General features: G+C 70.2%; 17 protein-coding genes, 2 pseudogenes and 1 riboswitch. Of the genes and pseudogenes, 5 read left to right on the top strand and 14 right to left on the bottom strand.

What is annotated here, in order from left to right:
* Window position 1 precedes the first annotated feature (1 nt).
* Entirely contained in the window at window positions 2-1,087 is a 1,086-nt protein-coding gene (locus ABT114_RS28110) for an ABC transporter permease (RefSeq protein WP_351145666.1), read from the bottom strand.
* A complete protein-coding gene (locus ABT114_RS28105; RefSeq protein ID WP_351145665.1) occupies window positions 1,084-2,724 on the bottom strand; it encodes an ABC transporter substrate-binding protein in 1,641 nt (546 codons plus the stop codon). Before ABT114_RS28105 ends, ABT114_RS28110 begins: the two co-directional genes overlap by 4 nt.
* A 257-nt stretch (window positions 2,725-2,981) precedes the next feature.
* Window positions 2,982-3,091, bottom strand: a riboswitch (SAM riboswitch).
* 115 nt (window positions 3,092-3,206) lie between these two features.
* On the opposite strand from ABT114_RS28105, the gene ABT114_RS28100 reads away from it, so the two are divergent.
* On the top strand, window positions 3,207-4,028 hold the full coding sequence (locus ABT114_RS28100; RefSeq protein WP_351145664.1) for a DUF1684 domain-containing protein: 822 nt from the start codon (window positions 3,207-3,209) through the stop codon (window positions 4,026-4,028).
* A gap of 213 nt (window positions 4,029-4,241) precedes the next feature.
* On the opposite strand, the gene ABT114_RS28095 is transcribed toward ABT114_RS28100, so the two are convergent.
* The 8 genes from ABT114_RS28095 to ABT114_RS28060 form a co-directional block, all read right to left on the bottom strand.
* On the bottom strand, window positions 4,242-5,057 hold the full coding sequence (locus ABT114_RS28095) for a DUF427 domain-containing protein (RefSeq protein WP_351145663.1): 816 nt from the start codon (window positions 5,055-5,057) through the stop codon (window positions 4,242-4,244).
* 22 nt (window positions 5,058-5,079) lie between these two features.
* Complete coding sequence (locus ABT114_RS28090; RefSeq protein WP_351145662.1) at window positions 5,080-6,093, bottom strand: 2-oxoglutarate and iron-dependent oxygenase domain-containing protein; 1,014 nt, start codon at window positions 6,091-6,093, stop codon at window positions 5,080-5,082.
* 25 nt (window positions 6,094-6,118) lie between these two features.
* Window positions 6,119-6,937, bottom strand: coding sequence for an alpha/beta fold hydrolase (locus ABT114_RS28085; RefSeq protein WP_351145661.1), 819 nt, complete (start codon window positions 6,935-6,937; stop codon window positions 6,119-6,121).
* A gap of 31 nt (window positions 6,938-6,968) precedes the next feature.
* On the bottom strand, window positions 6,969-8,948 hold the full coding sequence (locus tag ABT114_RS28080) for a dipeptide ABC transporter ATP-binding protein (protein ID WP_351145660.1): 1,980 nt from the start codon (window positions 8,946-8,948) through the stop codon (window positions 6,969-6,971).
* Window positions 8,945-9,793 carry an ABC transporter permease gene (locus ABT114_RS28075; protein ID WP_351145659.1) on the bottom strand — a complete coding sequence of 283 codons (849 nt, stop codon included), beginning with the start codon at window positions 9,791-9,793 and terminating at the stop codon, window positions 8,945-8,947. Before ABT114_RS28075 ends, ABT114_RS28080 begins: the two co-directional genes overlap by 4 nt.
* The gene (locus ABT114_RS28070; protein ID WP_351145658.1) at window positions 9,790-10,746 is read right to left on the bottom strand and encodes an ABC transporter permease; all 957 of its coding nucleotides are present in this window, start codon (window positions 10,744-10,746) and stop codon (window positions 9,790-9,792) included. Before ABT114_RS28070 ends, ABT114_RS28075 begins: the two co-directional genes overlap by 4 nt.
* A 3-nt stretch (window positions 10,747-10,749) precedes the next feature.
* Entirely contained in the window at window positions 10,750-12,387 is a 1,638-nt protein-coding gene (locus ABT114_RS28065) for an ABC transporter substrate-binding protein (protein ID WP_351145657.1), read from the bottom strand.
* 145 nt (window positions 12,388-12,532) lie between these two features.
* Window positions 12,533-12,613: a putative leader peptide gene (locus ABT114_RS28060; RefSeq protein ID WP_351145735.1), complete on the bottom strand. Its 81-nt coding sequence runs from the start codon at window positions 12,611-12,613 to the stop codon at window positions 12,533-12,535.
* Window positions 12,614-12,804: 191 nt separating this feature from the next.
* Between ABT114_RS28060 and ABT114_RS28055 the strand changes: the two genes are divergently transcribed.
* Window positions 12,805-13,590: a winged helix-turn-helix domain-containing protein gene (locus ABT114_RS28055; RefSeq protein WP_351145656.1), complete on the top strand. Its 786-nt coding sequence runs from the start codon at window positions 12,805-12,807 to the stop codon at window positions 13,588-13,590.
* Window positions 13,591-13,955: 365 nt separating this feature from the next.
* A pseudogene (locus ABT114_RS28050) lies at window positions 13,956-14,072 on the top strand (IS630 family transposase); the annotation flags it as partial.
* Between the two features lie 13 nt (window positions 14,073-14,085).
* Here the strand turns inward: ABT114_RS28050 and ABT114_RS28045 are convergent.
* A complete protein-coding gene (locus ABT114_RS28045; RefSeq protein ID WP_351145655.1) occupies window positions 14,086-14,523 on the bottom strand; it encodes a nucleoside deaminase in 438 nt (145 codons plus the stop codon).
* Window positions 14,520-15,338: an LLM class flavin-dependent oxidoreductase gene (locus ABT114_RS28040; RefSeq protein ID WP_351145654.1), complete on the bottom strand. Its 819-nt coding sequence runs from the start codon at window positions 15,336-15,338 to the stop codon at window positions 14,520-14,522. The genes ABT114_RS28045 and ABT114_RS28040 overlap by 4 nt, the downstream gene beginning before the upstream one ends.
* Window positions 15,339-15,431: 93 nt before the next feature.
* Between ABT114_RS28040 and ABT114_RS28035 the strand changes: the two genes are divergently transcribed.
* Together ABT114_RS28035 and ABT114_RS28030 are read left to right on the top strand one after the other, a co-directional pair.
* Entirely contained in the window at window positions 15,432-15,917 is a 486-nt protein-coding gene (locus ABT114_RS28035) for an Lrp/AsnC family transcriptional regulator (protein ID WP_351145653.1), read from the top strand.
* Between the two features lie 123 nt (window positions 15,918-16,040).
* Window positions 16,041-16,333, top strand: a pseudogene (locus ABT114_RS28030) (transposase); the annotation flags it as partial.
* 396 nt (window positions 16,334-16,729) lie between these two features.
* Here the strand turns inward: ABT114_RS28030 and ABT114_RS28025 are convergent.
* Entirely contained in the window at window positions 16,730-18,469 is a 1,740-nt protein-coding gene (locus ABT114_RS28025; protein ID WP_351145652.1) for a CocE/NonD family hydrolase, read from the bottom strand.
* Window positions 18,466-19,461 carry an MBL fold metallo-hydrolase gene (locus ABT114_RS28020; protein WP_351145651.1) on the bottom strand — a complete coding sequence of 332 codons (996 nt, stop codon included), beginning with the start codon at window positions 19,459-19,461 and terminating at the stop codon, window positions 18,466-18,468. The genes ABT114_RS28025 and ABT114_RS28020 overlap by 4 nt, the downstream gene beginning before the upstream one ends.
* Window positions 19,462-19,495 lie beyond the last annotated feature (34 nt).

Below are 19,495 nucleotides of genomic sequence, written 5' to 3'. Positions count from 1 at the left end.
CTCAGTACCTCACTCGGGGGTCGATCAGGGCCGCGACGACGTCGACGAGGAAGTTCGTCACCGCCACGACGACGGCGCACAGGGCCACGATGCCCTGGACCGCGGGGAAATCACGGACCGTCAGGTAATAGGCGAGTTCGTAGCCGAGACCCTTCCATTCGAAGGTCTTCTCCGTCAGCACCGCTCCGCCGAGCAGCCCGGCGACCTGGAGGCCGAGGACAGTGACGACGGGGATCAGTGCGGGTCGGGTGGCATGTCGGGTGACCAGGCGGAAGGGGGCTACGCCGCGGGAGCGGGCGGCTTCGACGTAGTCGGCGTTCAGCGTGCCGATCAGGTTCGTGCGGACCAGGCGCAGGAGAATGCCCGCGACGAGCAACCCCAGCGCCAGGCCCGGCAGTACGGCGTGCTTCAGGACGTCGGCGACCGCCGCCCCACTGCCGCTGCGCAGGGCGTCGACGAGGTAGAGACCCGTCGTGCTGGTCTGGTTCTGGAGGAAGAGCTGGACGTCGGTACTCGCCCGGCCGGAGGCGGGAAGCCAGCCGAGCTGGATCGCGAAGACGAGCTTCAGCAACAGGCCGACGAAGAAGACGGGGGTGGCGTAGGTGAGGACGGCGAACAGCCGCAGGGCCGCGTCGGGGGCGCGGTCCCGGTAGGAGGCTGCCACCATGCCCAGCGGGACGCCCACGAGCAGTGCCACGAGCAGGGCGTAGAAGGCGAGTTCGGCGGTGGCGGCGCCGTAGGTGCCCAGCACGTGCGTCACCGGCTGGTTGTCGGTGACGGTGTGACCGAAGTCGCCGGTCGCCAGGGACTTCAGGTAGTCCAGGTACTGGGTGAGCAACGGCCGGTCGTAGCCGGCCTGGTGGAGCTTGGCCTGGAGCTGGTCCGGGGTGAGCCGGTCGCCGAAGGCAGCGCTGATCGGGTCGCCCGTGGCGCGCATCAGGAAGAAGACCAGGCTGACCAGGATGAACACGGTGGGGATGATGAGGAGGAAACGGATCACCAGGTAGCGGGCGAGTCCGTGCCCGGCGGCGGCGTCGGCGGGGCTGCCGACGACGCCGGGGGCCGTCTCCTGGGGCAGGGCGCTCACTTCTTCGAGAGCCCCGCCCAGCGGAACGTGTACGCGCTGGTCAGCGCGTCCGGCACCCCGCTGACGTCGGTACGGGTGACGATCGCTGTGGACCCCTGGAGCAGCGGCAGCAGCGGCACCTGCGCAGCGGCCTTGTCCTGCGCCTGCTTCAGCAGTTCGGTCCGCTTGGCAGCGTCGGTCTCCGTCTCCTCCTTCTTGATCAGCTCGCGTACGGCGGGGTCGGAGTAGTCGTTGGCGACCCAGCTGTTGGCCGAGTAGAAGGGCGAGAGGTAGTTGTCGGCGTCGAGGTAGTCGGCGTACCAGCCGAGTTGGTAGAGCGGGTACAGGTGCTTGATGCGGTCCTTGCCGTACTGGGTCCACTCGGTGGACTGCAGGTTCACCTTGAACAGGCCGGTGGCCTCCAGCTGGGTCTTGATCAGCGCGTACTCGTCCGCCGAGGACGAGCCGTAGTGGTCGCTGTTGTACTGCAGGTTGAGGGTGACCGGGGTGCTCACCTTCGCCGCCTTCAGCCTCGCCGCGGCCGCCGCCTTGTCGGGGCCGCCCTTCTTGTCGCCGTAGAGCGACTTGAAGGAGGGCGCGGCTCCGGTCAGGCCGTCGGGCACGGAGCTGTAGAGCGGCTGGTAGCTGTTCTTGTAGACCTGCTGGGCGAGTTGGGCCCGGTCGACGGAGTCGGCGACCGCCTGACGGACCGCCAGCGCCTTCGCCTTGTCGGCGTTCTTGGTCTTGGTGCCGTACGGCTGGGTCTGGAAGTCGAAGACGATGTAGCGGATGCCGTTGCCGGAGCCGGTGTGGACCTTGACGCCCTTCTTCTTGGCCAGGTCGTCGAGGTCGGCGGTCGCGAGCGTGCGGTAGACGGCGTCGATGGTGCCCTGCTGGACGTCGAGCTTCAGGTTGCTGGCGGTGGTGTAGTACTTGAGCTGGACGTTCTTGGTCTTCGGGGTGCCCTGTTGGCCCTGGTAGGCACTGTTGGCGGTGAAGGAGACCAGCGAGTTCTTGTCGTAACTGGTAACGCCGTAAGGGCCGTTCCAGGGCTTGCCCGCGACGATCGACTTGTCGTCGAGGATCTTGTCCGCCGGGTAGACCTGCTCGTCGACGACGTAGCCGGCCGCCGTGGACAACACCTGTGGGAACAGCGTGTCGTTGGCCGACTTGAGGGTGAAGACGACGGTGGTCGGCGTCGGGGCGGCGACCGAGGCAAGGTTGTACAGCAGAGACGACGGGCCGTTCTCGTCGGCGATCTTCAGCGTGCGGTCGAAGCTGAACTTGACGTCGGAGGACGTCAGTTGATGCCCGTTGGCGAACTTCAGACCCTTCTTGAGGGTGACCGTGTACTCCTTGGGCCCGGTCAGCCTGATCCCGGTGGCCAGGTCCGGGGAGGCCTCCGTGGAGCCGTTCTTCACGCTGAGCAGGGTCGAGTAGACCTCGCTCTCGATGGTGCCGGAGCCCGCGTCCCAGGCGCCTGCCGGGTCCAGGCTGGTCACCTGGTCCGTCGTGCCGATGGTGAGCGCCTCGGTGGGGGCCGCGTCACTGCCGTCCTTGGTGCTGGTGCAGCCGGTCAGGGCCACGAGGAACGCCGCGCTGAGGGAAAGGACGCCGAGGCCGGATCGGAGCGGTCTGGGCGTGATGTGTTGTGCCATGGCTGGTCTCTGCTTCCGCATGGGTGGGTACGCGAAGGAGCCGCGCCGGGCTGTATCTGCCGGACGGCGCGCGTCGTCGCGTGAAGGCGCAGGAAAAGGGAGTTGGTGAAGCGTCGGCGCGTTTGCCGCCGACGGCTCAGTCAGTTCTGACAGAGACAGCTGCAGACCAGCAGCAGATCCACATGACGTCGGGAGCACAGCACGAGGCCACGTGCCACGTCGTCCTCCTGGGAGTGTCGTCGGCCCTCGGGCCGAAGGAAACGCACTTGCAGAACAGGGAAATCCGCCGAGCTTTCACCTGGGGCACCCCACTGCGTCGAGGGTTGCCGTCCGGCCAGCCAGGGCTTGATCACCGGAACTCGTAGCTCGCGCTCACCGTAGATCGACAATTCTCTCGGCGTCAAGAGTTCCCTCTGGCGGGATGACCTGCGCAGGCCCGGTGGTTGCACGAAGAACGACCAGTGCTGCGAGAAGGAGCCGATATGACCGTCCAAGACGTCGACCGGGTGAGCTTCGTGCAGGAGTGGGAGGAGTGGCACCGGCAGAAGGAAGCGGTGCTGTCCGGCCCGCACGGGTTCCTCGCGATCACCAGCCTCCGCTGGCTGAGCGAGGAGCCCACCCGGTTCGAGGACGCGCCCGGAGCCTGGTCGAGCACCGCCGACGGGGTCGTGGTCGAACTCGACGAGGGCGAGGAGATCACCGTCGACGAGCAAGTGGTCCACGGCCGCCACGACTTCGGTGTCCTTGCCGAGCGCAGCAGTGTGTACATCGGCTGGGGCGACGCGGTGATCGAGGTTGCCAAGCGCGGCGGGCACGACATCGTGCGGCCCCGCCACCCTGGCAACCCGCTGCGTACGGCCTTCACAGGCACGCCGGCCTACGAGCCCGACCCGCGCTGGGTCCTCTCCGGCCGCTTCCTGCCCTTCGACTCCCCGCGCCCGGTGACCGTCGGTGCCGCCGTCGAGGGTCTGGAGCATGTCTACGACTCCCCCGGCCAGGTCGAGTTCGAACTGGACGGCACACCGCACCGGCTCACCGCCTTCAACGGCAGGACGCCCGGCGCCCTCATGGTGCTGTTCACCGACAAGACCTCCGGCGTGACCACTTACGCGGCGAACCGCTCCCTCCAGCTCCCAGCCCCCGACGCCGAGGGCAGGGTGACGATCGACTTCAACCGCGCCGCCAACCTGCCCTGCGCCTACACGGATCTGGCCACCTGCCCGCTTCCTCCGACCGAGAACCGGCTGCCGGTCGCGATCGAGACGGGCGAGAGGATCCCGCTGGAGCGCGGCGGACGACTCTGACGGGACGCGCGTCTCCTGGCCCCCGTCATCGCCGTCGTCCGTGGCCGTTGGCGGGGGCAGGATGCCGCCGTGGGCGCTGAGCCGGCCGTCGACCGGGACGGTCACTACTCCGGGGCCGCGAAGACAGCGAGCCGCCCAGCCGATGCGCCCGTGCGTGAGGTGGTCGGGCCGTCCCGGAAGACCTCCAGCGGTTCGAGCGCGTCGCTGTGAACGTCATGTGCGCTGTTGCTCCGAGAGCGTCCTGGTGAAGTGGGTGACGGGGCGCTCCACCCGTTCGCCGTCGAGGGTGATGTCGACCGTCTCGTTGTAGAAGGCGAGGAGCCCCTGGATGGCGCCGACCGCGGGCAGCGGGTCCGGGTAACTCCAGACGAGGTTGGGCGGGACGTCGGCCTCACCGCGCCACGACCAGTACTCGGCGGTGCCCTTGTACGGGCAGCCGGTGTGATGGTCGGTGGCTTCGAGCAGGTCGAGGCGGACGTCCTCGCGCGGGATGTAGTAGCGGGTGGGCAGGCCGGTCTCGAAGAGCAGGACCGGCCGGTGGGTGTCCGCGACGAGCGTGCCGTCGATCTGGATCACGAGGTGACGGCTGCTGGGGAGGGCGTCCACCCGCTTGTGCGGGTCACGGGGGTGGATGAAGATCTCTTCCTCCTCCTCGTACCAGTGGTCCAGGCCCCGCCCGACGCGCCGGAACCACTCGAAGGCGATGTGGCCGGCCAGGTCGTCGGCCGGGTAGGTCCAGGCGGCGTTCTCCAGCGACTCGCCGTCGACTTCGACGTCGTAGAAGATCTGCGAGCCGGTGTGCGTGCCGGTCGGTGGGTTCTTCGCGGGACGGAGGAGCTCCTCGCGTACCTCCGCACGCGGGAACGCGTACAGCGGTACGGGAACACCCGGCTCCCAGACGAGGACGGGGTGGCGGCTGTCGACGACCGTCACCTCACCCTTGCGGCCGCGTACCCAGCGCTCGCTCGGCTCCCACAGGAGCCCCTCGGGGGTGGTCCGCACGGCTTGCGCGGTGGGGAATGTGGTCATGAGCGGCTCTCCTTCGGCTGGTTCACGCGGTGACTTCGGCGACGTAGGGGCGGTTCTCCCGCCAGGCCTCGAGTTGCTCGGGGCGGCCGAACACCCGCAGGTACTCCTCGACGTTGCCGCTGGCCCGCTCCCACACCGAGACCGGTTCGAAGTCGGAGCCGTCCGGGTCGGCGAAGGCCGGCAACGGTTCCACGACCGTGTCCAGGCTCGGGTGGACGAACACCGCGGAGGAACGGCGCGTGACCGAGCCGCCGGCCACCACGCGGTGCCGTCCGGGGCGCAGCCGCCCTTCCGTCCAGTTGGTCAGCAGGGTGCCGGTGAACACCTGCAGGGCGTCCGGCCGGATCGGTACGGGGGTCCAGGTGCCGTCGGGACGCTGGCCCTGCAGCCCGGCGTAGTCGCCCTCCTGGTGGAGCACGGTGATCACGGAGCTGTCGGCGTGTTCCAGGAGGAGGAGCTTCTCCTCGTCCGAGGCGCCTTCGTGCGGCCACTTCGGGTAGTTGTTGACGACCAGCGTCGTGTAGGCGTCGTCGCCGAGCGGGAAGGTCTCCGCGGGCACGTCCAGCACGCGCGCGTACAGGCCGAGGACGCGGCGCGCGACGTCCACGAACGCGTCGTGGTAGCGGTGGGTCGCGGTACGCAGGCCGGGCTCCTGCGGCGGCCACACGTTGGCGTGTGCGTAGAGGGTGGCGTGCTCAGGGGAGAGCCCGGCGGCCTCGGCCGCGTCCGTGTCGTCGTACTGGGCGATGCTGAATCGTTCGAGTTCCAGGCGGCCGAAGTCGTCGGGCCACTGCCGCCAGCCGCGGTAGGGGTGTCCGGTGGGGCTGGCCAGCTGCTCCTTCTGCTCCCGGGGCAGGTCGAGGACGCGGCCGAAGCCGTCGTTGAACCCGGCGATCACCTCGGTGGGGACGCCGTGGTTGACGACCTGGATGATGCCGATGGTCTCGGCGGCGCGGCGCACGGTGCCCAGCAGGTCTTCGGGGGCGTCGTCGGCGAGGGCGGCGGCGAGGTCGATGACGGGGATGTCGTCCGACATGGCGGGTGCTCCTTCGGTCGTGGGTTCAGTGGGTCAGGGGGCGCAGGACGTCCGCGAGGGCCTGCGGATCCGTGTGGACGGTGACGATGTCGCCGTCGGGTGCCTGGGCTCGGAAGCGGTCGAGGGACACCGCGTCGAGCGGGCCGCCCTCGGTGCGGACGAGCAACGGGGCGGGGACGGTGGCGAGTTGCTCCCAGAGCGTTTCGTCATCGAGCGCGGTGGGCGCGTCGGCAGGCAGGCTGCCGAGGTGGTGGCGCCAGGACCAGGTACCGTCCGCCGCCTGCTCGGTCTCCAGTTCGGCCGTGCGGGCGGCGTCGGTCGCACCGCGCCCTTCCAGCCAGGCCGCCGCCGCGTCGCGGGTGGTGAACTCGGGGCTGGGCGTGGGCCACAGCCGCAGGCCCGGTGACAGTGTGCCGGGCAGTGCGTCGACGAGGACGAGGCGCCCGGCGCTGTGCGGGAACTTCGCCTTCAGGGCGATCGCGGCCAGCGCGCCGAACCCGACCCCTACGACAGGCACGCCTCCCGGCGCGAAGGAGCGGACGGTCTCCTCCAGCGTGGCGGCCAGTCGTCGGGGACGGTAGTCGCCCCGGCCGCGCCTGCTGGAGCGGCCGTGGCCGGGCAGGTCCAGGGCGACGGCGGGCCGGTCCAGGGCCAGCAGGACGTCGTCCCAGGCGCGGGCGCTGGAACCGGCGTCGTGGAGCAGGACGATGGCGGGTTTGTGCGTGTGCCAGAAGACGCCGCCGACGTGGCCGCCGGTGGCCACGGTCACCCAACGGCGCTGGATGACGGGGGCGTCCGGCAGGTCGGCGAACTCCTCGGCGGCGGTGCTCGTGGTTGTGGGCATGAGGGCTCCCGGTGCTCGGGCGGTTATCGGGTCACAAGGGGTCGGCCACGCTGAGCGCGGCAGTGGAAGGGATCCCGGCCGGCAGGTCGGAAGGGTCGAGATGGCAGCGCACGACGTGGCCCGTGCCCAGGTCGCGTTCCGGCGGCGGTACGTCCTCGCACAGCCCGGCGATCCGGCGGGTGCAGCGGTCGGCGAAGCGACAGCCGCTCGGTCGTGGCGGGGCGTTGTCCGGTGCTTCGGGCGGGCTCGTGGCCACCGGGCGCGAAGCGGCCTCGACGAGCAGGGCCGTGTACGGATGCGACGGACCGCCCAGCACGTCGGCCGCGGGCCCCTCCTCGACGATCACGCCCTGGTACATGACGGCGATCCGGTCGGAGAGATAGCCGACGACCGCGAGATCGTGTGAGATGAAGAGGTACGACGTCCCCGTACGGTCCCGCTGGTCGGCCAGCACCTCCAGCACCGCCGCCTGCACGCTGACGTCCAGGGCGGACACGGGTTCGTCGCAGATCACCAGGTCGGGGCGGCCCGCGAAGCTGCGGGCGATCGAGACGCGCTGTTTCTGCCCGCCGGACAGCTGGGTGGGGTGGCGATCGAGGAGGTCGACGTCGATGCGGGTGCGGTCCAGGAGAGCGTCGAGGGACGTACCCGAGGGATCTCCGAGGGTGGCGAGCGCTCTCCTCAGGACGGTGCGCACGGTGTGGCTGGGGTTGAGGGAGGCGTCCGGGTTCTGGAAGACCATCTGGATGCGCGGGCGCAGGAGCGCGTCGCGCCGGGCGAGGCGCGCGGGCAGTGGTTCGCCGCGCAGCCGTAGGGCTCCCTCGCCGTCAGGGGCGAGACCCGCAATGGCACGGGCGAGGGTGGTCTTGCCGCTGCCCGACTCCCCCACCAGGCCCAGGACTTCGCCCTCGCGGATGGTCAGATCGACGTGGTCGACCGCGACGGTGTGCCCGAACTGCCGTACAAGACCCTGCACTTCAACAAGGGCGGCAGGTGTTTCTCGCGACCGTTCGCTCCCTGCCGCCGCGCCAACCCCCACCGTGGCCTCCCCCGGGTGCAGGCAGCGCACCGTCCGGCCCGGCATGGCCTTCGCGTCCAGCGCGGGTTCGGCTGCCCGGCAGGCGTCCTCGGCCCGCACGCAGCGGGGTGCGAAGGCGCAGCCGGTCGTGGTCTCGCCCGGCAGCGGCAGCCGGCCGGGCAGGGGCCGCAGCGGGCGCTCGTGGCGCGCGACACCGAGCACCGGTACGGCCGCCAGAAGTCCGGCGGTGTATGGGTGGGCGGGGGCGGCCAGGACCTCACCGACCCGCCCGGTCTCGACGAGGCGTCCCGCATACAGCACGCCCACGCGATCGCACATGCGGCCGATCAGGCCGAGGTCGTGGCTGACGAAGACCACCGCGGCGTTCAGTCGGCCGCGCAACTCCTTGAGCAGGCCCAGTACTTCGTGCTCGACGGAGGCGTCGAGCCCCGTCGTCGGCTCGTCGAGGATCAGCAGGCGCGGCTGTACCGCGAGCGCGGCGGCGATCACGACGCGTTGCTGCTGCCCTCCGGACAACTGGTGCGGGTAGCGGTGCACGAGCCGCTCCGGGTCGGGCAGCCGCACCGTGCGCAGGAGTTCGACGGCGCGCTCGGCACTCTCACGGCGTGACAGACCGCGGCCGCGCAGCACTTCGGCCAGCTGCTTGCCGATCCGCATCGTCGGATCCAGGGAGCCCACGGCGTCCTGGTGCACAAAGGCGAGCCGGGAAGCCCGCCACTCCCGCAACCGCCTCCCGCTGAGGCCCAGTACGTCGGTGCCGTCCAGCCGCACACCGCCGCCGAGTACCCGCCCGCCCGGCGCGAAGTGGCGGGCCAGCGCGTACGCCAGGGTCGACTTGCCGCAGCCCGACTCGCCGACCAGGCCGAAGATCTCGCCGGGGGCGACGGTGAACGACACGTCGTACAGGACCTGGGCGGAGTCGTACGCGGTGCTCAACCCCTGGACGACGAGTCCCTGTTCAGTGGTGTTCATTCGGCCGCACCTCCAGCCGCCCGCCGTGAGGTGTCCGCGACCAAGGCCACCCCGACCACCAGGGAGACGATCGCCAGGGCGGGCGCGAGGACCGTCCAGGGCGCGTTGTTCAGCCACACCCGGTTGTCGGCGACGGCCGCACCCCACTCCGGTGAACCGGGTGGCTGGCCGAGGCCGAGGAAGGAAAGAGTCGCGGCGGCGAACACCGCGTCGCCGAGCCGGGAAGTCGCCTCCACATACACGGTGGAGCGGACGTTGGGCAGGATCTCGCGGCCGAGCAGCGACCACAGGGGCTCACCGCGGAGCCGGGCGGCCTCGACGTACGGCTTCTCCCGTTCGACGAGGGTCGCCGCCCGTACGCTTCGCGCGACCAGCGTGGTGAGAGCGGCCGCGACGACGAGCACGAGCACCGGCGTGGAGCGGCCCAGGAACGCCACGAACAGCACCGCCGCGATGATGGCCGGAAAGACCACGACAGCGTCGACGATCCGCATCACCACATCGTCCAGCCAGCCGCCCACCCCGCCCGTGACCAGCCCGATCACGGTGCCCGCCAGGACGGCCAGCGCGGTCGCGGCCGGTGCCACCTCCAGGACGGGGCGTGCCCCGGCGAGGGTGCGGGAGAACACGTCGCGGCCGAACTGGTCGGTGCCCAGCCAGTGTTCGCCGCTCGGCGACAGGAACCGGTCCTGGGGACGCTGCACGTCGGGTGCGTACGGCACCAGGTGCGGCCAGAACAGGGCGACCGCCGTCCACAGCACGATCACGGCGGCTCCGACGGCGGAGGCGACCGGCAGCCCGCCCAGTCGTCCCAGCGGCCGCAGGGCGATCGATACGGTACTCACGCCGCACCCCCGAGCCGTATGCGCGGATCCAGCAACCGGTGGACGAGGTCGGCGAGCAGCACGACCAGCATGTAGAGGGCGCCCAGCACCAGGGCGCTCGCCTGGAGCGTCGGCAGGTCCTTGTCCTGCGCCGACTGCAGCAACAGGGCTCCGGCTCCGGGGTAGTTGAAGAGCAGTTCGACCACGACGATGCCGCCGAGCATGTACTGCAGCTGGACGCCGAGGGCGCTGGTGGCCGGCACCGTGGCGTTGCGCAGCACGTGCCGCAGGACGATCCGTGCTGGGCCGGTGCCCCGCAGCCGGGCCGCACGGACGTAGGGACCCTCGACGACGGCAATGGTGCTGGCGCGCACGTGCCGGGCGACATAGCCGGTGCACACCAGCACCAGCGAAATGGCCGGCAACAGCAGGTGCCACAGGGTCTGTCCCAGGCCGTCGGCCCCCGGCTGGGTCTGCGCGGACGCGGGCAGCCAGCGCAACTGCACGGAGAACACCACCAGCAGGACGACCCCGGTCACGAACTCCGGTGTGGCGCCCAGCGCCAGGGTCGTGGAGGTGATCGTCCGGTCCAGCACCCGGCCGTGGTACAGCCCCGCGATCACGCCGAGGGTGAGCGCGACCGGAACCAGCAGCACGAACGCGAACACCGCCAGGAACAGCGAGTGCCCCAACCGCTCCAGGAGCAGCCCGCGCACGGACACATGCAGCGTGTACGACGTGCCCCAGTCGCCGGTGACGAAGTGCCCGAGCCAGCTCCCGTACTGCACGGCGAGCGGCCGATCCAGGCCGAGTTCGTGGTTGAGGGCGCGCACCGAACCGTCGGAGGCCTCCCGGCCCAGTACCGTACGGGCCACGTCGCCGGGCAGTACCTGGGTGGCGAGGAAAACCAGGAGGGAGACCGCCAGCAGGGTCAGCGGGACGGCGGCGAGGCGGCGAAGCAGAAATCGGGTCATGGCTCAGACCCGGGAGACGGTGGTGAAGTCGACGTACTGGCTGGGGTGGGCCTGGACGCCCCGGAACTTGCCGCTGTTGTAGGCGCGCGCCGCACCGCTCCAGTACGCGATGACGATCGGCACGTCCTCGTGCAGGGTCTTGGCGATGATCTCAGCCTGCTTGCGGCGCTCGGCGTCGCTGGTGGCGGCGTCGTAGGCCTCGGCGGCCGCGTCGAGGGCCTTGTTGGCGTACTTGGAGCCGTTCCAGACGCCGTTGCTCTTGACCATGGGGATGATGAACTGGCTCGGCACGGCCCGCCCGGCCCAGCCGACCAGGTTGGCGGTGGTGAAGAGCCACGGCGTGTCCTTGGCCTGGTCGCCGCCGTAGAACTCCTTCGAGGAGCGCTGGTCGAGGTCGACCGTGATGCCGACTTCCTTCAACTGGCTCTGGACGGTGACCGCGTAGTCCTTGTTGGGCGGGTCGAAGGTGAGGGTGAAGCGCAGGCTGTCCAGGCCGGCCGCCTTGAGGAGTTCGGTGACCTTCGCCTTGTCCTTGGCGCGCTGCGTGATGTCGGCGGGGGCGGCCGGGAACAACGGCGCGAACAGGTGGTCGTTGCCGAGGTCGCCGAGTCCGCTGCCGGCGGCCTGGCGTACGGCGGGCCGGTCGAGGCCGTAGGCGACGGCCTGGCGGACCTCCTTGCGGTTGAAGGGCGCCTTGTCGACGCGGAGGGTGAGGACCGTGACTCCGGTGCCCCTGACCTTGTCGACGGCGATGCCGCCGCTGTTCCCCAGCGGTTCGACGAGCGCGGGCCGGCTGAGGAACTGGGCGTCGATGTCACCGGACTGCAGGGCCACGAGGTCGGCCTGGTCGTCGGCGTAGAACTTCACGTCCACGCCGTCGAGGTAGGGCTTGGGGCTGTCCCAGTATGTGGGGTTACGGACGAAGGTGGCGCCCGTGGAGACGTCGTACGACTTGAGGGTGAAGGGGCCGGTGCCGATGCCGTGCTTGGTGAAGTCCCCGGCGTAGTCCTTCTTCAGGATCACCGCGTTGTAGTTGCCGGCCGAGACCAGGTACGGGAAGTCGGAGAAGGGCCGTTCAAGGGTGAAGACGACGGTCGAGTCGCCCTGGGTGCGAACGCCGCCGGCCTTGAGGACGGTGTCGAAGGCGGACAGGGCCGCGGATTTGTTCTTCGGGTCGAGCAGCCGGTCGAAGGACGCCTTGACGGTGGCGGCGTCGAGCTTCGTGCCGTCGGAGAAGGTGACGCCCTCGCGCAGGATGAAGGTCCACTTGCGGCCGGTCGCGTCCGAGGTCCACTTGGTGGCCAGCCGCGGCACCAGCTTGAAGTCCTTGTCCAGCCAGACCAGGTACTCGGCGACCAACTGGTAGAGGGCGATCGCGGTGCCGTCGTACGCCGTCACCGGGTCGACAGCGGTGGGCGGCGGCGGGGTACCCACGCGAAGTGTGCCGCCGCGCCTGGCCGGGCCCGAGGCCGAGGCCGTCGCCCCGGCCGACGCGTCATCCGTGGCGCTCGGGGCGCAGGCCGCGATCAGGGCGGCCAGGGTGCCGCCGCCGGCGAGGGTGAGAAAGCCGCGTCGGGAGGGTCCGGCGGGCAGGAGGTCCTGCCAGTGCTGGGGCAGCGCGCCGTCATCGGGTGCAGGCATGGGTTCTCCAGGGAATGACCGACGGCACGGCACAACCGTGGGGAGCTGTACGCGGGCGTGGGCGGAGCAGGCAGGAAGGCGGGGGGAAGGTGACGAGGGGCCGAGGGCCGTCAGACGGCCGGCGCGGTTCGCGCGGTCGGATGCCTCAGCGCTGCGGACAAGCACACGTGCCGACGCGCGCCAGATCCACGTGGATCCTCCGGGTCAGCAGCGTGTTCGCGGTCACGACTCATTGATAACAGTGGAAATCGGAGGCAGACAATGCGGGACGTGTTTCAAAATCGAGAAACTCTCCCGCAAAACTCCGCTCGTACACTTCCGGCATGACCGACTCCACGCGCTTCACGGCCGGCTGTCGCCGCCCCGGTTCCGACGACCACCGGCCGTCCCCGAGGCACGACACAGGAGTTGCACCCCATGCAGTCACCAGCACACATACGGCTCGAAGGTCCGCCGGACACTGACGCCAGGAACCGCGCCCCGTTCAGCCACCCGTCGATCGAGGACCTGCTGGCACGGGCCCGCACCCGCCTCGACCGGCTCACTCCCGAGGACGCGGGCCGCGAACTTGCCGAAGGCGCCCTGCTGGTGGACGTCCGCGCGGACATGGTGCGACGGGCAGAGGGAGAGATCCCCGGCTCCCTCGTCATGGACCGGAACGTGCTGGAGTGGCGGCTCGACCCCTGCAGCACGTGGCGCATCGAGGAGGCGGCCGACCACTCCCTGCGCGCCATCATCGTGTGCTCCCAGGGCTACATGTCGAGCATGGCCGCCGCCGGACTGCACGACCTCGGCCTGTTGCGGGCCACCGACATCATCGGCGGCTACGACGCCTGGCGCACCGCCGGCCTGCCGGTGGTGCCCGGCGGCACGATGCCCGGATCGTACGTGGCCACCACACCGTCCCCGATCAGCCTCGACCCGGGCGGGCAGCGCATGCTGGTCGACGGCGCTCCCGTCGCCCTCACCCCGCTGGAGTTCCGGCTCCTCACCGCGCTCCTGCGCGGCAACGGCCGCGTGATCCCCCGCGAGGACCTGCGCGCGGGCTTGGGCGAATGGGCCGGCAGCCGCAGCCGCTCCGTCGACCTGCACATCCACCGCATCCGCCGCAAACTCGGACCGCGCGCCGCAGCCTTGCTCACCACGGAGCGAGGCGTGGGCTTCCGCCTGCGCGCGACACCCGCACCGGTCAACAGCCTCTGATGGCACCGGCCACGACCGCCACCCGGCGCGGGCCCCGACGCACCACGGCTGCGCCATGTGAGTCGCTTCTCGCCGGGCGGAGCGGCTTCGCCAGACGCCCGGCCAGGGTGCGAGGCCCGGGCGGATCCGGGACGACAGGCGCATGGGATTCCTGCCTTGAGCTGCCCCGGAAGTCGCAGCATCTCGTCCACCCACGCCGTCAGCGGTCTTGGTCCAGGTGAACGGCCTAGGGTGATGCCGTGCCGCAGGTAGTCGTGGGTGCGCCGTTCGGGCATGCCCGGCACCATCGCCAGCACCGGCTGCAGCGCGAGTTCGCCCGCGGCCGTGCGCTGGCCGATGTGGTCGGGGTGGTTGCCCTTGGAGACGACCGGCTCGAAGCCCTCGTGCGCAACCGGCTCAAGCGCCTGCAGTACCGGCCCGGCACCCTGGACGGCTTCATAGCCGGAACCGGTCTGTCCTTCGACACATCAAGGTCAGCTTGACGAGCCGATGTCGTCAGTTTGGTCGGTAGTAGGCGTCGATGGGGACGCGCGCCTCCTCGAACAGGGCCGGGCCGTCCTGGGACACCGTCGGCCAGTCGCCCGACTGCGGGTTGAGTTCGACGAGTTGCTCGGTGGAGAGCGCGTAGACGACCCGGCCGATGCCGGAGCGGACGATGCCGCCGGCGCACATGGTGCAGGGCTGGCAGCTGGTGTACATGGTGGTGCGGGCGGCCGCGTCCGGGTCGAGTTCGCGGGCCGCCCAGCGGGCGAGCTTCAGTTCCGGGTGGGCGGTGATGTCGTTGTCGCGCCGTACCGTGTTGTGGACTTCGGCGAGGATCGCGCCGTCCGGGCCGGTCAGCAGGGAGCCGTACGGTGCGTCGCCCAGGGTGACCGCGTGGGCCGCGATGCCGATGGCGCGCCGTAGGAGGGTCTCGTCGGCAAGGGTGATCACGATGGGGTCCTCCAGTGTGTGGCCACGGCGGTGAGCGCCTGCCAGGCCGCGTGGGGCCGACGGGTCTCCTCCGGATCTCCGTGGTAGGGGTCGAGTACGACGGTGTCCGCGCCGAGCAGACGGAGCTGGTCGAGATCGTCGAGGATCTGCTCGATGGTGCCGACACCGGCGGGCCGCTCTCGGTCGTCGACCGGTGTGCCGGTCATCCGCAGGGCGATCCGGGGCGCGAACGCCGGTAGCGAGTGGTTCGTCAGGACCGAGCGCATCAGGGGGAGGGAGAGCCGCAGCGGGTGCCAGGCGTCGCCGAACCTGACCGTGCGTCGGATTGCCGCCTCGCTGTGGCCGCCGACCCAGACAGGTATCGGGACGGTGCCGTCCCCGATCTCCGTGTGCCAGGCATCCCGCAGGACACCCAGGTACTCGTCGGTCAGTCGGCCACGCGCGGTGAACGGCACGCCGAGCGCGTCGAACTCCTGACGCGCCCAGCCGATGCCCACTCCGAGAACGAGTCGGCCGCTGCTGAGTTGGTTGAGGTTGGCAGCCATCCGAGCTACCAGCAGCGGATGCCGATAGGGCAGGACGAGCACCGTCGTGCCCAACCGCAGCCTCGTGGTGAGGCCGGCCAGCCACGACAGCGTGGTGAACGGCTCGTAAAACGGCTCCGGGTACCGCTCGGCCACGTCCGGGGTGACGGCCACGTGGTCCGACACCATGAGGAGGTCGAAGCCGAGGCCCTCAGTGATCCGCGCCCATTCGCGCAGTACGCCGGGATCGGTTCCGGGCCCGAAGTTCGGTACGTTGACGCCGAGTTGCATGATCTGAGGCTATCCCGGTGATCACGGCATACGGAACCGAATCCTCCCGGCGACCGCGGCATTCCTCCGTGGTTCTCCCGGTAGAGTTGCGACATGGCCGCGAATCTTGACGACGTTGACTGGGCGATCATCGGGCAGCTGCAACGGGAGGCTCGCATCTCCCTCAGCGAGTTGGGGCGGCGCGTGAATCTCAGCCCGTCGGCCACCACGGAACGGGTGCGGAATCTGGAGTCCCTGGGCGTCATCACCGGCTACCACGCCGTGGTCGACCTGGCCAAGATCGGTTATCCCGTGCTCGCCGTCGTCCGGCTGAAGTACCCGGGCAACCGCCACCAGCCGTTGCGCCGACTGCTCGCCGAGCGGCGAGAGATCCTGGAGTGCCTGCGCACCACCGGCGACGACTGCTACACCCTGAAGGTGGCCGCGACCTCCATGGAGCATCTGGAGACGCTCGTGGACGAGCTGGCTGGCTTTGGCAGCACGACCACGAGCGTCGTCTACAGCCAAACGCTGCCCTATCGCGCACCGACCGGCCCTGACCAACGGCCGACCCACCACCGCATTCCCGCAGATCGGTAGTGGAGCGCCGGCGCGGTCCGGGCCCACCAGGCCCAACAACATTCGCCAAGCTCACACTGAAGCTGATCCTTTGGAGTGGACACCCTGACAATGGATCTTGATGGTCCAGGGAGGGATGTCCAGGTGGGACGCAAGTCTCCGTACCCGGAGGCGTTCAGGAGGGACGCGGTCGCGCTCTACCGCGCCGCGGGCGGCAAGCGCACATACGCGGCGGTGGCGGCGGACCTCGGCATCACCGCCGCATCCCTGCGGACGTGGGTCCGCAAGGAGAACGAGTCCCAGGCACTGCCCGAGCGCCGCGAGGCCGACGGGAGTCCGGCTGAAGAACTAGCCCGGTTGCGGGCGCAGAACGCCCGGATGCTGAAGGCAGAGAAGGAGTGGCAGCTGGAGCGCGGGATCCTGCACCGGGCAGCCGCGGGCCGCTGACCCCGGCCCCGCCGGCCAGCCACGACAACGGACCGGCTTCCACCACCTGCACGCCACCCCGGCCCACCCCTCACCCCGAGGATCGGACCACCGGACCGCAACCGCACACGGCCACGCCGCGCCCGAAAAGCCCGGACACCCCAGGCACACACAGAGTTCTAGAGACGCTTGCTCTACGCCTCCGCCGTGAAGTGGTTGACAGCTGTTCAGCCGGGGACTGGGACTCTGTGGTTGGGTCGAACGGCAGGCGCCCGAAAGCTTGCGCCGTCCCGACGCCCGCGGAGAGCCCTGAGCCGACCGGGGGCACGGCGGTCCCCCCGGTCGGCGTCGTGATGGGCGCAACAGGAGCCGCTGTGCTGGTCTCCCTCGTGGTCGCGCGCGGAGCCCTACCGCGCCGCGTCCGTCGCCGTGACCGTCGTGAACGGCAGCACAAGCCGGGAGGGGTGTGCGGCGTCGCGGTAGATCTTGTGGGTGACGGGGCGGCCCACCGGCAGGTGGAAGGCGTCCGGCGGCAGCAGCGCGTTGTGCTCGTCGGCCAGCGGCTCGTCGTTGGAGAGCTCCATGACCAGCTTGTGGCCCGGCAGGAACGTCGCCGCGAACGGGTAGACGCGCAGCACGTACTCCTCGATCTTCCCCGGCTCGACCGGCACCGCGCGGGTGTGCGGGTGGTGGGGGTCGCCCTCCGTGGTGCGCTCCTCGTCGAGCTCGCGGTGCGATGCCTTGAGGTAGGCCGTCGTGATGAGCTGACGCTTGCCGTTCGGGGCCTCGTCCCACATGCGCAGGATGAAGTTGGTGTCGGGCTGGTCGATCTCCGCGAAGAGGTGCGCCGCGCCCTGGCCGATCATCTCGGTGGGCTCGGTGAACGGGGCGGTGCTCCAGTTGAGGATCTCCACCTTGTCGGTCACCGTCAGCGGCGCCTGGTAGAAGCCGTCGGGGGCGGCGTACTCGGCGCCCATGAGCTCGGGCTCGAAGGAGAGCGCGCGGCGCGGGCGGAGGTAGAGCGACTTGTACTCCACGTCCTTCGGCGGCCACTGCGCGCCGGTGAGGGTCTCGCGCGAACCTTCGACGTGGACGGTGACGGCGGGCTCGTCCATGATCCCGTTGTCGATGCCCTTGATCCAGTACTCGTACCAGCGGAACATCTTGTCGTGCTCCTCGATGAAGGGGCGCGACTGCATCGGCGGGTAGGGGCCGATGTCGAGCTTCTTCGGGCCCTTCAGCGAGTTGTAGAGCTCGATGGTGCCGTCTATCGTCCAGCCGCGGCCCTGGTCGATCTGGAGCCAGACGGGGATGTCGATGTTGGGCGCGAGCGTGACCGGGTTGCGCTCCTCGTACCAGTCGCCGTAGACCTCGTTCATCACGATGTCGAACCAGGCCTCGTGGTTCTTCGGGTAGTTCAGCACGTGGACCAGGTTGGGCCAGGCGGCCACGTCCGGGTCCTGCAGGCGCTTGGCGACGCGCTCCTTGATCTCCTCGGGGGAGAAGGTCTCGAGCATGCGGGACTTGACGCCGTCGGTGAAGGCCCAGCCGGAGTCGCCACCGCGGCCCTCGCGGGCGGCGCGCGGCATGAACCACATGACGCCGCCGTGGTAGGTGGTCTCGTAGAAGTCGTAGTGGCCGCCGCTGACGAAGATCGCCTTGAGGCTCGGCGGCCGCTCGGCTGCCGCCAGCACCTGCATCGAGCCGAAGTAGGAGATGCCGATCATGCCGACGTTCCCGTCGCACCACGGCTGCGCCGCGACCCACTCGATGAAGTCGTACGCGTCCTGGCCGAGCGAGACTCCACCGGCGTTGTAGTTGCCGATGTGCTCGCCCTCGGCGGCGCCGGAGCCGCGCAGGTCGCCGATGACGTGGACGTAGTCCTCCGCGACGACGCGCGCGATGTCACCGGCCTCGATGCAGCCGTCCCACATCGGGCTGGGGCGCCGCTGCGGCGGCGTGGTGAGCGCGAGGGCCTGCAGCTCCTTGCCGTACGGGCTGAGCGCCACGAGCGCCGGACGCGGCTTGTCGTCGACGCCGCTGTAGGTGTCAGCGGCCAGCATGACACCGTCGCGCATCGGCACCCGGAGATCCTTGCGGACGGCGATCTTCTGCTCGCCCGCCTGGATCGTCTGAAAGTCAGTCATGAGTGCGAAGCTCCTGTGGGGGTCTGGGGGTCATCCCCGGGGACGGTGTAGTACGAGTTCTGGTCGAGGTGGGTGCGGTAGCCGTGCATCGAGGTGAAGAACGGCGAGGGCTCGAGCGCGGGGTCGCCTGTGTAGCCGAGCTCCTCTGCGGCCGGGGCGAACGGGGAGTACGGCGAGTCCGTCTCCTGCAGGCCGGCCTGCAGGCAGCCGCAGGCGGCCGCGCCGACACGGCCCTCTGCGGCGAGACTCTGGTCGAGTGCCTCCTGGGCCTGGGCGGCGTCGAGTTCGACGCCGTACGGTGTGCCGTCGGCGCGGCGGTACGGGTGCCCGAGGTACAGGTGGCGCGGACGGATCTCGTCACGCACGTACTCCAGGCTGGAGCGGTAGGCGACCGGGTCCACGTAGCCGGGGAAGCCGTTGGCGGCACCGTGCACCTGCACCGCGTCGCCGACGAACACCGAGCGCTGACCGTCGATGGCGTAGGCCACCGATCCGGGCGTGTGGCCCGGGATCGAGTGCACCGAGACGGTGACGTCGCCGCCGAGAGAGAGGGTCTCGCCGCCCTTGACGAGCAGGGAGGGCTCCATCTCACCGGAGATGACGGCATGCGTGGCGGCCGTCACCTTCGCCTCGCCCTCGGGGTCGCCCAGGTACTGGCCCCGTCCCGCGAGGTACTCCTCCACGTGGGCCCGCCGCGAGCGGAGCATCGGCGCGTCGGCCTCGTGGATCACGACCTTGGCGCGCCGGCCGGTGAGCTCCCACAGGGCGTGCGCCCCGCCGAGGTGGTCGATGTGACCGTGGGTCAGCAGGATCCAGCGCACGTCCTCGATCCGGCGTCCGATCGCCTCGAGCGCGGGAGCCATCCCTTCGGCGGGCGAGGAGGCGATCCCGGTGTCGACGATGGCCGGCTCGGGTGCGTCGATGAAGAAGCTGTAGAGACCGAACCGACCCCACGGCGAGACCAGGGGATGGACGTTGACTGCGTGCGTCATGGCTCTCTTTCTGAACTCGTACGCGGGGCCGGGC

This window comes from Streptomyces sp. NPDC002088, assembly GCF_040296605.1.
Lineage (GTDB): Bacteria > Actinomycetota > Actinomycetes > Streptomycetales > Streptomycetaceae > Streptomyces.
Note: the sequence above shows the minus strand (reverse complement) of the source record. Positions and strands in the feature narration are given on the sequence as shown.